Source organism: Mycobacterium simiae, assembly GCF_008370645.1.
Taxonomy (GTDB): domain Bacteria; phylum Actinomycetota; class Actinomycetes; order Mycobacteriales; family Mycobacteriaceae; genus Mycobacterium; species Mycobacterium simiae_A.
On record NZ_VTZN01000041.1, the window covers coordinates 19,980 to 32,899 of the forward strand.

5 protein-coding genes are annotated in these 12,920 nt (G+C 64.6%); 4 read left to right on the forward strand and 1 reads right to left on the reverse strand.

Features of this window, described 5'->3' with window-relative positions; genetic code table 11:
- The first annotated feature begins 33 nt into the window (after window positions 1-33).
- The 4 genes from F0Q45_RS09245 to F0Q45_RS09260 all read left to right on the forward strand — a co-directional run bounded on the left by F0Q45_RS09245 (window position 34) and on the right by F0Q45_RS09260 (window position 10,053).
- On the forward strand, window positions 34-621 hold the full coding sequence (locus tag F0Q45_RS09245) for a chorismate--pyruvate lyase family protein (RefSeq protein WP_149653666.1): 588 nt from the start codon (window positions 34-36) through the stop codon (window positions 619-621).
- 15 nt (window positions 622-636) lie between these two features.
- The gene (locus tag F0Q45_RS09250) at window positions 637-2,751 is read left to right on the forward strand and encodes a p-hydroxybenzoic acid--AMP ligase FadD22 (protein ID WP_149653661.1); all 2,115 of its coding nucleotides are present in this window, start codon (window positions 637-639) and stop codon (window positions 2,749-2,751) included.
- A gap of 20 nt (window positions 2,752-2,771) precedes the next feature.
- On the forward strand, window positions 2,772-9,113 hold the full coding sequence (locus F0Q45_RS09255) for a type I polyketide synthase (protein WP_149653662.1): 6,342 nt from the start codon (window positions 2,772-2,774) through the stop codon (window positions 9,111-9,113).
- Between the two features lie 244 nt (window positions 9,114-9,357).
- The gene (locus F0Q45_RS09260; protein ID WP_149653663.1) at window positions 9,358-10,053 is read left to right on the forward strand and encodes an LppX_LprAFG lipoprotein; all 696 of its coding nucleotides are present in this window, start codon (window positions 9,358-9,360) and stop codon (window positions 10,051-10,053) included.
- Between the two features lie 29 nt (window positions 10,054-10,082).
- On the opposite strand, the gene F0Q45_RS09265 is transcribed toward F0Q45_RS09260, so the two are convergent.
- Window positions 10,083-12,833, reverse strand: coding sequence for an MMPL family transporter (locus tag F0Q45_RS09265; protein WP_149653664.1), 2,751 nt, complete (start codon window positions 12,831-12,833; stop codon window positions 10,083-10,085).
- Window positions 12,834-12,920 lie beyond the last annotated feature (87 nt).

Genomic DNA, 12,920 nt, shown 5'->3' on the forward strand with positions numbered 1-12,920 from the left:
TGTGGTGACGCCCGATATCCCGAGAAACAACATATGACTGACTGCACTCTGTCTGATGAAGAGATCCGAAAGCTCGATCGCGATCTTCGCATCCTGATCGCTACTAATGGCACTCTGACGCGGATTCTCAATGTCGTGGCTAACGAAGAGATCGATGTTCAGATTATGCACCAACGAATTCGCAGTGCGCCGAAGATACCCGAGCTGGCGCATTCGGCGGTAGACAGAGTTCTGCAGCGTGATATCTTGCTCAAGGGGCGGACATCGGGGTCGGTATTTGTTGCCGCAGAGTCATTAGTTGCCATTGATCTGCTACCTCCCGAGATCGTCACGAGCCTAACCAGGACGGATGACCCCATTGGCGAGGTCATGGCGGCCAGTTATATCGAGACCTTCAAGGAACCGGCTAAAGTGTGGGTTGGCGAGTTGCCGCGGTGGCTCGCATTCAACCGACATCCGAATCTGCGGACCCGCATTGTCGGTCGCCGTTATCGCGTCATTGCCAGAGGTGAACCGGTCATCATTATCACCGAGTACTTCCTGCGAAGTGTATTTCAAGACGCGCCGCGTGAAGACACCGGTCGTCGTCAGTTTTCTAGCGTCATCGCTGCGGCGCGCTAGGACGGTCATCCAGTAATGCGGAGTGGCAACCTTGCAGGGTTTCTGGCTGAGCAGGCTTCGGCAGCTGGATGGTACGACCGGCCCGCCTACTACACGCCCGACGTCGTCACTCATGGCCAAATCCACGACGGTGCGGCCCGTCTTGGGGAAGTGCTCAGAACGCGCGGTGTTGGCAGCGGAGATCGGGTCTTGCTGTGTCTACCGGATTCTGCGGACCTCGTGCAGCTCCTGCTGGCCTGCCTGACGCGCGGAGTTATTGCGTTCCTGGCGAATCCCGAGCTTCATCGCGACGACCACTCGTTTCAGGAACGCGACACCGAACCGGCGTTGGTGGTCACGACCAGTGCTCTGCGCGATCGGTTTCAGCGGTCGGGTGTGGCCGAGGCAGCGGAGCTCATGTCGGCGGCTGCGGACGTCGGGCCGGGAGAGTACGAAACGTTGAGTGGTGACGCGCTGGCGTACGCTACCTACACATCCGGTACGACGGGGCCGCCGAAAGCGGCGATCCATCGACACGCTGACCCGTTGACCTTTGTTGACGCGATGTGTCGCAAGGCGTTGCGGCTCACTTCCCAAGATATCGGGCTATGTAGTGCTCGCATGTACTTTGCGTATGGGCTGGGGAATTCGGTCTGGTTTCCACTGGCTACTGGGGGGTCCGCGGTTATCAGCTCGTCGCCGGTAACTGCGGAAGCAGCCGCAGCGCTGAGTGCGCAATTCGAGCCATCGGTGCTATACGGTGTGCCCAATTTTTTCGCGAGTGTTGTGGACACCGTTGCTCCCGAGTCCTTCCGGTCGCTGCGCTGCGTGGTATCGGCCGGCGATGCCCTAGAGATAGGTCTCGCCGCGCGGCTGACGGAATTCTTCGGCGATATTCCCGTCCTCGACGGAATTGGGTCTACCGAGGTTGGCCAGACATTCGTATCCAATAGCGTTGATGAATGGCGGCTCGGGACGCTGGGAAAGGTTCTTCCACCCTACGAGATTCGCGTCGTTGCGCCGGATGGCAGCACCGCCGGACCTGGGGTTGAGGGAGATCTCTGGGTGCGCGGACCAGCTATCGTCCCCGGCTATTGGAATTGGCCCGATCCGCCGCCGGGGAATGGGAGTTGGCTCGACACCCGGGATCGGGTATGCGTCGACGACGACGGATGGGTTAGCTACTGCTGCCGCGCGGATGACACCGAAATTGTCGGAGGGGTCAATGTTAATCCGCGGGAGGTCGAGCGACTCATTGTCGAGCACGACGCGGTGGCTGAGGCTGCGGTTGTCAGGGTAAGGGAGTCCACCGGTGCGTCGACACTGCAGGCCTTTGTCGTCGCGGCCAGCGGCGCCTTAATCGACGAATCGGTGATGCGAGACATTCACCGGCGACTGCTTACCCGATTGTCGGGATTCAAAGTGCCGCATAGATTTGCCACCGTCGAGCGACTCCCTCGAACCGCGAACGGAAAGCTGTTGCGCAGCGCACTTCGTCAGGAAAGTCCGACTACACCCATTTGGGAACTATCCTTGACCGAGCCTGAGTCCGATGCGCCGGCGCGACGCGATAGCCGGCCGGCGTCGATTGCGCATGATGCCCCCAGAAACGCTGGCGACGTAGACCTTAAAGAGCGGCTAGCCGTTTTGCAGCAAGAGCGTTACCGGCTGGTGGCGGACGTCGTAGGTGCGGAAGCCGCCAAGATGTTGGGTGAGCCCGATCCCCGGTCGGTGAATCACGATTTGGCCTTCTCGGAGTTGGGTTTCGACTCGCAAATGACGGTCGGGCTCTGCAAACGATTGGCGGTAACCACCGGCCTGCGGCTTCCTGACACTGTCGGATGGGATTGCGGCTCGATATCGGGTTTGGCTCGGTATGTGGAGACCGCGCTGTCGGTAGGGGACACGGGGCTGGTGCCTACCTCGGCAACTGTCGTTGGGATCGGACGATCACCACTGGACGAAGAGCTGCAGCGGCTCGAAGCGATGGTGGTGGCGATAGGAGCCCATGACAAGCAGCGGGTGGCGGATCGGCTGCGCGCCATCCTGGGCGCCATCACCGACGGTGAGGACCGTTTCGGCAAGCAGATCCGGGCGGCCTCCACTCCTGACGAGATCTTTCAGTTAATTGATTCTGAGTTTGGCGAGTGATGAAGAGGAGCAACTGACCGATGACGACGGGCAGCGAAGGGGACGAGCAGCAAAACGAAAAGCTCTTCCGTTATCTGAAAAAGGTTGCTGTAGAGCTCGACGAGGCGCGCGCACGGCTACGGGAATACGAACAACGCGAGACCGAGCCGATCGCGGTGGTGGGGATGGGGTGCCGCTTTCCTGGTGGCGTGGCTGGTCCCGAGGACTTGTGGGAGGTCGTGTCGGAGGGCCGAGACCTGGTGACGGAGTTTCCCACGGATCGCGGCTGGGATGTGGAGGGATTGTTTGATCCCGACCCCGATGCGGAGGGTAAGACCTATACCCGATCCGGTGCCTTTCTCGAGGACGCCACGGGGTTCGACGCGGGTTTTTTCGGGATAGCCCCCGGCGAGGTGCTGGCGATGGACCCTCAGCAGCGGTTGATGCTCGAGGTTTCCTGGGAGGCGTTAGAGCACGCCGGGATTGACCCGTTGTCGTTGCGGGGGTCGGCGACCGGGGTGTTCACTGGGATCTTCGCGCCGACTTATGGCAGCAAGGAGACCGGGGGGCTGCAGGGATACGGCTTGACCGGCACCGCAGTGAGCGTGGCCTCGGGGCGGGTTTCCTACGTGCTGGGGCTGGAGGGCCCGGCGGTATCGGTGGATACCGCCTGCTCCTCATCGCTGGTCGCAATCCATTGGGCGATGGCGTCGTTGCGGTCGGGCGAGTGCGATCTGGCCTTGGCCGGTGGCGTGACGGTGATGGGATTGCCGTCGATTTTTGTTGGGTTCAGCCGGCAGCGGGGGCTGGCCGCCGATGGACGCTGCAAGGCATTTGCGGGCGCGGCCGACGGGACCGGTTGGGGCGAAGGCGCCGGGGTGGTGGTGCTCGAGCGGCTATCGGATGCCCAGCGGCTGGGGCATTCGGTGTTGGCGGTGGTACGCGGCAGCGCGATCAACCAAGACGGCGCGTCGAATGGGTTGACCGCACCCAGCGGACCCGCCCAACAACGGGTGATTCGCGCGGCACTGGCCAACGCGGGCTTAGGCACGGCCGAGGTGGACGTGGTCGAAGCACACGGGACGGCCACCACGTTGGGCGACCCGATCGAAGCGCACGCGCTATTGGCGACCTATGGGCAAGGCCGCCCGGCGGATCGACCCCTGTGGGTGGGTTCGATCAAATCGAATATGGGTCATACCCAAGCCGCGGCGGGAGTGGCCGGGGTAATCAAGATGATTGAGGCGATGCGGCATGGGTTTATGCCGGCGACGCTGCACGTCGATGTGCCCTCCCCGCGAGTGGATTGGGACAGCGGCGCGGTATCGGTGTTGACCGAGGCTCGGGACTGGCCGGTCGATGGGCGTCCACGCCGCGCCGGGGTTTCTTCGTTTGGAATCAGCGGCACCAACGCGCATGTGATCCTGGAGCAGGCGCCCGAGCCGGCTCCGGCTGAGGTGAGTGAAGCCACGCCAAGCGGCTCACGTTTGTCGGTGTTGCCGTGGGTGCTTTCGGCGAAGTCAGCGGAGGCGTTGGCAGCCCAGGCGAGTCGGTTGCTGGCCGTTGTCCAGCCTGACCTGACCCTGGATCCGGCCGACGTCGGGGTATCGCTGGCGGGTCGATCAGTGTTTGAGCACCGGGCTGTGGTGGTGGGCAGTGACCGCGAAGAGTTGATCGCGGGGTTGGCTGGGGTGGCTGATGGCGACCCGGGTGCTGGCGTGGTGATCGGGCAAGCGGGCTCAGTGGGCAAGACCGTGGTGGTTTTTCCCGGGCAGGGCGCCCAGCGGATCGGGATGGGTCAGGAGTTGTACGACCACTTGCCGGTGTTTGCCGAAGCGTTCGATGCGGTAGCCAACAAGTTGGATCAGCAACTGAGATTGCCGCTACGTGAGGTGATGTGGGGTGCCGACGCTAGTACGCTGGATAGCACCGAGTTTGCTCAGCCCGCATTGTTTGCGGTTGAGGTGGCGTTGTTCACGGTGTTGCGGCGTTGGGGTGTGCGGCCGGACTTCGTGATGGGCCACTCGGTGGGGGAGCTGTCGGCGGCGCACGTGGCCGGAGTGTTGACGCTGGCGGATGCGGCAATGCTGGTGGTCGCGCGGGGTCGGCTGATGCAAGCGTTGCCAACCGGTGGCGCAATGGTTGCGGTGGCAGCATCTGAAGACGAGGTGATGCCTCTATTGGGTGAGGGAGTGGGTATCGCCGCGATCAATGCGCCCGGCTCGGTGACGATCTCCGGGGCCGAGGCCGCGGTCAGCGAAATTGCCGAGAAGTTCGCTGCCCAGGGGCGCCGGACTCATCAGTTGGCGGTCTCCCACGCGTTTCATTCGCCGTTGATGGAGCCCATGCTGGAGGAGTTCGCCCAGCTCGCTGCCCGCGTCGAGGCACGGGAGCCGCAGATCGGGCTGGTGTCCAACGTGACCGGTGAATTGGTTTGCGCCGCTGATGATTTCGGATCGGCGCCGTATTGGGTGGAGCATGTCCGCCGGCCGGTGCGTTTTGCTGACAGTGTGCGTCACTTGGAGACGCTCGGGGCGACACATTTCATCGAGGTCGGTCCCGGTAGTGGCTTGACGGGCTCGATCGAGCAGTCATTGGCCCCTGCTGAGGCGGTGGTGGTATCGGTGCTGGGCAAAGATCGTCCCGAGCTGCCTTCGGCGCTGAGCGCGGCCGGCCAGTTGTTCACCAGTGGGGTGCCGGTGGATTGGCTGACGGTGTTTGCCGGCTCGGGCGCCAACCGGGTGACGTTGCCCACGTATCCGTTTCAGCGGCGGCGTTTCTGGGAGGCGCCGGGCGTGGCTGGGGCCGCCGATGTGGTTGGTTTGGGTCTGGGCGCTACCGAGCATGCGTTGTTGGGCGCGGTGGTCGAGCGGCCGGATTCCGGCGGCGTGGTGTTGACCGGCCGGCTATCGTTGGCCGACCAGCCGTGGTTGGCCGATCACGTGGTGAGCGGGGTCGTGCTGTTTCCCGGGGCGGGCTTCGTCGAGCTGGTGATCCGCGCCGGCGATGAAGTCGGGTGCGGGGTCATCGAGGAGCTGGTGCTGGCGGCGCCGCTGGTGCTGCACCCGGGGCTGGGCGTACAAGTTCAGGTTGTGGTAGGCCCCGCCGACGAGGCGGGGAGCCAGGCCGTGTCGGTGTACTCCCGGGGTGATCACGCGCAGGAATGGTTGCTACATGCCATGGGCACACTGGGGCACAGCGCCGCGCAGGCGTCGGCGGATTTGTCGGTGTGGCCGCCGGAGGGCGCGCAGAGCGTTGATATTTCCGATGGCTATGAGCGCTTGGCCGCGCGTGGCTATGCCTACGGCAAGGCATTTCAGGGGCTGGTGTCGGTCTGGCGGCGTGAGTCGGAGCTCTTTGCTGAAGTGGTCGCTCCCGTCGAGGCCGGGGTGGCGGTCGACGGAATGGGGATGCACCCGGCCGTGCTGGACGCGGTGCTGCATGCCCTGGGGCTGGCTATCGAGACCAGCGAGACGATGTTGCCGTTCTGCTGGCGGGGAGTGTCGCTGCATGCTGGCGGCGCCGGGCGGGTTCGGGCGCGTCTGGCCTCCGCGGGCGCCGATGCGATCTCGGTAGAGATCGCAGACGCCACCGGGTTGCCGGTGCTGACGGTCGGCGCCCTGGTGACCCGCGCGATGACCGCCGAGCAGCTGCATGCTGCGGTGAACGCGGCCGGACGTGGATCCGACCAGGGACCGCTGGAAGTTGTGTGGTCACCAATGCCGTTGAGTCACGACGGCATAGACCAATCCGATCAGGCTGCGGTGTTGTCCTGGGAGGACTTCTGCGTCGGCGATGGTGCGGCGGCGGCTGCCAACGGCAATGGCGGGTCGGCTGGTGACGCAGCCGTGGTGGTCTGGGAATTCCGCTCTGCGGCAGCGGATGTGGTGGGCTCGGTCTATGCGGCCACCCACGCCGCGCTGCAGGTGTTGCAGTCCTGGCTGAGCAGAGATCGCGCGGGCACCTTGCTGGTGTTGACCCACGGGGCCGTGGGCTTGGCCGGTGAAGATGTCAGCGATCTGGCCGCCGCGGCGGTATGGGGCATGGTGCGATCGGCGCAGGCCGAACAACCTGACCGGATCGTATTAGTCGACGCCGATACACCGGTGGGTCAGTGGGTGAATGTGGCTCCGCTGGCCGCAGTCGGGGAATCCCAACTGCTGGTGCGCGGCGGTGTTGTGCACAACGCCCGCTTGGCGCCGGCAGCGCCGCTGCTGGGGCTGCCCGCAGCGGACTCGGCGTGGCGGTTGGCTGCCGGAGGCGGCGGGACGTTGGAGGATCTGGTGATCCAACCGTGCCCGGAGGCGCAGGCACCGCTGCAGGCGGGACAGGTGCGGGTAGCGGTATCGGCCGTTGGGGTCAATTTTCGGGACGTGGTGGCCGCGCTGGGGATGTATCCCGGCCAGGCCCCACCCCTAGGTGCAGAAGGCGCCGGGGTGGTGATCGAGACCGGTCCCGAGGTGGCCGGTGTGGCCGTCGGTGACCCGGTGATGGGATTTTTGGGCGGGGCCGGTCCGCTGGCGGTAGTGGACCAGCAGCTGATTGCCCTGATGCCGCAGGGCTGGTCGTTTGCCGAGGCCGCCGCCGTGCCGGTGGTGTTCTTGACAGCCTTATTCGGATTGGCGGACTTGGCCGAGATCAAGGCCGGGGAATCGGTGCTCATTCACGCCGGAACCGGCGGAGTGGGCATGGCGGCGGTGCAGCTGGCGCGTCACTGGGGTGTGGAAGTGTTCGTCACCGCCAGCCGCGGTAAATGGGACACGCTGCGCGCCATGGGGTTTGACGACGACCACATCGGCGACTCCCGCACGCTGGAGTTTGAGGACAAGTTCCTCGCGGTCACTGAGGGGCGCGGGGTTGATGTGGTGCTCGACTCGCTGGCCGGCGAGTTCGTGGATGCATCACTGCGTTTGCTAGTCCGCGGTGGGCGTTTTCTGGAGATGGGCAAAACCGATATCCGCGATGCCCAGAAGATCGCTTCCAACTATCCCGGTGTGTGGTATCGGGCCTTCGACCTGTCAGAAGCCGGCCCGGTGCGGATGCAGGCGATGCTGGGCGAGGTTAGGGAGCTGTTCGACGCGAATGTGCTGCAGCGGCTTCCGGTCACGACTTGGGATGTGCGCTGCGCGCCGGCGGCGTTCCGGTTTATGAGCCAGGCCCGCCATATTGGCAAAGTGGTCTTGACCATGCCATCGGCATTACCCGACAGCCTTGCTGACGGCACCGTCCTGATCACCGGTGCCACCGGAATGGTCGGTGGCGTGCTGGCCCGCCATCTGGTCAGCGCCTTTCGCGTGCGCCATCTGGTGCTGGCCAGCCGGCGGGGTGATCGCGCCGAAGGGGCAGCTGAGTTGGCGGCCGAATTAGCCGAGGCGGGCGCACGGGTGCAGGTGGCGGCCTGTGATGTGGCCGATCGCGACGCGGTGACAGGCCTGTTGGCCCAGTTGGCGGGGGAGTGGCCGCCACTGCGCGGCGTGATCCACGCCGCCGGGGTGATCGATGACGCGGCGATCACCTCGTTGACACCAGATCGGATCGACCCGGTGTTGCGGGCCAAGGTCGACGCGGCCTGGAACCTGCACGAGGCCACCCGTGAGCTGGATCTGTCGATGTTTGCGCTGTGCTCCTCGATCGCAGCCACGGTGGGCTCACCGGGGCAAGGCAATTACTCGGCGGCCAACGCGTTTCTTGACGGGTTGGTCGCTCACCGTCAGGCCGCGGGGTTGGCCGGAGTATCGCTGGCCTGGGGCTTGTGGGAGCAGACCAGCGCCATCACCGCTCATTTGAGCGACCGAGATCTGGCCAGGATGAGCCGTAGCGGGTTAGCGGCAATGAGCCCCGAGCAGGCGCTGGAGCTATTTGACGCGGCGCTGACGATCGACAGCCCCCTGATGGTTGCCACCCGCCTGGACCGGGCCGCACTAGGTACCCGGTCCCAGGGCGGCGCGTTGCCGGCGTTGTTCAGCGGGCTGGTGCGCCGACCACGGCGACGCCAGATCGACGACACCACTGATGTCACCCAGTCGAAATCGGCTCTGGCGCAACGCCTCCACGGGCTGGATGCCGACGCACAGCACGAACTGCTGGTGGGAATAGTGCGCACGCAGGCTGCGGCGGTGCTGGGCCGGCCTTCGCCGGAGGACATCGACTCCGACGCGGCGTTCCAAGATCTCGGCTTTGACTCGCTCACCGCCGTGGAACTACGCAACCGGCTGAAGAACGCCACCGGGCTGACCCTGCCACCCACCGTGATCTTGGACCATCCCACCCCCGCCGCAGTCGCCGACCACATCGCCGAGCAAATCACCCAAAGCCCCGAATCCAATGGCGCAAACCCGAGACTAGCCGAGCGCGATGAGGAAAAAGTGTCGGTGCATGCATAGTTCGGTCCTCGCCGGGGTTGTTTCCCAGCGACAACCGAAAACTGCTCCGGACTCGGGGGTTGGTCAGATCTGCGCCCGGACGACCCCGATTTTTTTGCACACGCCGATTCGGTGGTTGTCCAAAGTGATCGACGACCCAAGAGAGAAGAGCCTCGACAGGACGAATGCCGGCTACCCGGCCGGAGAACGTCGTTGCCGTCGTCCCAGTGGGCGGCGGAAGAAAACGCCATCGAAAGGATGCGCAATGAACTATCGGTCTTCGGCGGCGACGTCCGCCGTTCTGCTAACGCTGAGCGCTGGTCTGGTGCTAGGGCTATCCGGATGCTCGTCTGACAAACCCGAGTCCGCTCCGCAGAGTTCGGTCACTACGACGGCTGACCCGGCGCTGGTAGCCGAGCTCAAGCAGTCGCTGGACGCGACGAAGGCATTGACGAGCGTGCACCTGGCGGTGCGAACAACCGGAAAAATCGACAGCATGCTCGGTATCACCAGCGCCGACGTCGATGTCCGGGCCAATCCGATCGCCGCAAAGGGCGTATGCACGTATAACGACCAGTCGGGTGTCCCGTTCCGGACCAAGGACGACAACATCTCCGTGAAGCTGTTCGACGACTGGACCAATCTCGGCTCCGTCTCCGACTTGTCGGCCTCGCGGGTGCTGGACCCCACCAATGGTGTGACCACGATACTGTCGGGCATCAGCAATCTGCAGGCGCAAGGCTCGGAGGTGATCGACGGCGTTCCCACCACCAAGATCACCGGAACCCTGCCGACGGACACCGTCAAGCTCTTGGACCCGGGCGCCCGAAGTTCGCGACCGGCAACCGTGTGGGTTGCCTCCGACGGTTCCCACCGCTTAGTCCGGGCAACGGTAGACCTTGGTTCTGGGACGGTCCAGGTCACGCTCTCAAAGTGGAACCAACCCGTGAACGTCGACTAGCTGCGTCGGATGGGTGGGTCCCACCCATTTCAACGATCCGTGGCGGGCACCTCGGCGCTGGTCGTTTGCTGAGCCCGGGAACGACTGCGCACCGCGGCCGGAATGCACAAATGTGCTACTGCGGTCAGCGTGCCCAGCCCGATCACCAGCACGGCACCGAGCTGGCTGACAGCGCTAAAGGAACCTGCCGAGACCACCAGCAGGCCGGCCCCAAGTAGGGCACCGAGCATGGGGAGCGGCGCAACCGCGCGCCGAGCCGACACCGAGCTCGCCGACGCGCCCGTGGCGCTGTCGGCCACAAGAAGAGTGGCGATCAGATACGGGATCCCGAACGCCGCAAGGATGGCGAACGACACCAGCGGCACCGCAGCAGCGAGCTCGCGAGCCATGAGGTGCTGCCATAGCACAATCGAGATCCCCAGCGCCGGGAAATACGAGGCCAGCATCCCCAAGCCGAGCACCACACCACTGACGGCGCCGCGCCACATGCCGACCAGGGTAACCACCGCAAGCATCGTGAGGGTCAGCAGTACGACGTCGTGCCAGAGGGCACCGCGGATTGCCGCAGCTACTTGCGCGGCGCCGCTCACCATGATCTGGCTGTCGACCAGGCTTCCGTATTTCATCGCCTTGCCAGCGGCGATTTCGAGCTGTTGCACGCGATCCGACGCGTCCAAGCCCAGGTGGTTTCCCTCGGAAAAGACCAACAGACGGGTGGCCCTTCCGTCGGCCGAGAACATCGTCTGACGTACGTGCTGGTAGGACGGAGACGCCAGTTCCTTCCGGGATAGGTGGAAGCCGCCCTCGCCGGTGTCAGCGAAATCGGTGCTGAGACCTTTGAGGAACGCCGACACTTGCACGAGTTGTGGCATGACCTCCTGGATGGTCGCCTCCAGTTTCGGGACGAAGGAGCGCAGCTGCCCCAGCGTGGACCGCATCTGCGCCACCAGGTGCGGTGTGGAGGAGAAGGCGCCCAGTGTCTTAGTCGAGATCGCCCCGATGCGATCGGCGCTATTACTCAGTGTGGCCACATTGGTGACCACAGAGTCGAGGGGTTCGACGACCTTGCGTGCAGCCGAGCACAACACCTCGTCGGGACACAACGCCATGCCGCTGATCCAGGCGCGGAACGGGTCCAGGTACTTGGATACATCGGCGGTTCTGCCTTTGAGGTTTTGCGTGATGGAGAGCACGGAGTTGATGTTCTGCTGGAGTTGGTTTGCCCCGGCGAGTCCGACGTTCACGGTGCTTTCCAGCTGGTCGACGGCCCCGCTGACCTGATCGACCGCGGATGCTAGCGACTTGATCGCGTTGATTTGCGGCAGGAACGACCCCGCACTGCGATTCAGCTGATCGGCAAGCGCACCCGCGTCTGAGGTGAGCGAGGCGTCAGGCCATGGGATTCCGGCCGGCCATGCCGCCGATTCCACCTTGCGTACAGCGGGAATCTCCATCAGCCGATGGCTGACCTGGTCGATGGCGATGAGTGCGGCCGGGTCGCGAAGGTCGCGGTCTGCAGTAATGACCACCACGTCGGGCAGCGGATTCCCGGGAAGGAATCGTGTGCTGCTTGTCCCAGCTGGGTTGGCTGCACTGGTGATGCTAGAGCGGGCCCCAAGTACCGGCAGCGCGCAGATCGCCAGCACTAGGGCAGTGGCGACAACCGGATTGACGAAGCTGGGTTTCGGTAAACGCCGTGCCCAGCTGGCAGCGCTGGTTCGCAGCGATGACTGCCTCGAAGCGGCCTCGACCGAGCTTTCGGCTGGCGGCGTCAGACCGATTAAGGCAGGCACCAGCGTCAATGAGGCAGTAAGTGCTACTACCGCGCTCAGCGCCGCAGCGCCGACGCTGTGTAGAGCCGGAGTCTGGGCCAATAGGAGTGGGCCGGTGATCACCACGACGCATGCTCCGGGCAGCGCCAGTGCGGGCAGCATGTCGCGGTATGGGCGCGGCTGCGTAGCCGAAGTGCTCGGCTCGTGTCCGAGCCGCCCGACCAGCATGGTGGATGCGGTGATTATTCCGATTGTGAGGACGGAGGCCAGGGTCTCCGAGAACACCGGCAAGTACCCGCCGCGGCTTACCGTCGTCAACGTGACGAGCGGCCACGCCACCGTACGCGACAGCCCGACGGTCACCAGCGCCATGCCCACCGAAATCGCGCCCAGCCGCGCCCGCATGAGCCGCAAGCCGGCGATCACCAGCGCACCGATCACAATCACTGCGCCCTGCCACGCGGCCATGTCGAAGGGCACGCGACTGGTGGTCTCGGGCGCGAATATCCGGGCGTGCAGCCCCGCACTCGGTGGAAGCTTTCGGACCACCGATCGGACAGCAGCGAGCGATTCTCGCGCTTGGGGGGTCCCTACCTCGCCGTGCAGCCACACCATGGCGATAGCGGATCGGCCGTCGGGGCTGGTTCCCAGCGCGGCGGTCAGCGGGTCTGACCACCAGTCGAGGACGGATCCCACGTGGTCGGTGTCGGCGCGAAGCGCGCTGACGGCAGCGTCGATGTGTTGCTGGTCCGCAGGACCCAGTTCGTCGCGGCTTTCCAACACGAGATAGGCGATGGCGTTGGTGTCAGCGCCCGGGAACGCTTCGGCGATCCGGCTGTTGCGCGCAGACGTCGTGGCATCCTGAGGCAGGAGCCCGGAGCCGGTATCGCTGGCTTTCATGTGCGCCAGCGCGAGGATCACAGGTGCCATCACCGCGGCCAAGATCCAGGCGGCGACAACCAAGGAGACGGCGAGCCGGGATCGCCTACGGCTACCGTCGGCTGACACACTCGTGATCGTAGAGACACCGCTGTCCGCGGAAGATGTTTTCAAACGGGTGTACCAAATCTGCGTGGGATGCCTGTCAGACTACGC

Excerpts from the sequence above, each read along its gene's own strand:
- F0Q45_RS09245 (WP_149653666.1), top strand. The coding sequence starts at position 34 with ATGACTGACTGCACTCTGTCTGATGAAGAGATCCGAAAGCTCGATCGC.
- F0Q45_RS09250 (WP_149653661.1), top strand. The coding sequence starts at position 637 with ATGCGGAGTGGCAACCTTGCAGGGTTTCTGGCTGAGCAGGCTTCGGCA.
- F0Q45_RS09255 (WP_149653662.1), top strand. The coding sequence starts at position 2,772 with ATGACGACGGGCAGCGAAGGGGACGAGCAGCAAAACGAAAAGCTCTTC.
- F0Q45_RS09260 (WP_149653663.1), top strand. The coding sequence starts at position 9,358 with ATGAACTATCGGTCTTCGGCGGCGACGTCCGCCGTTCTGCTAACGCTG.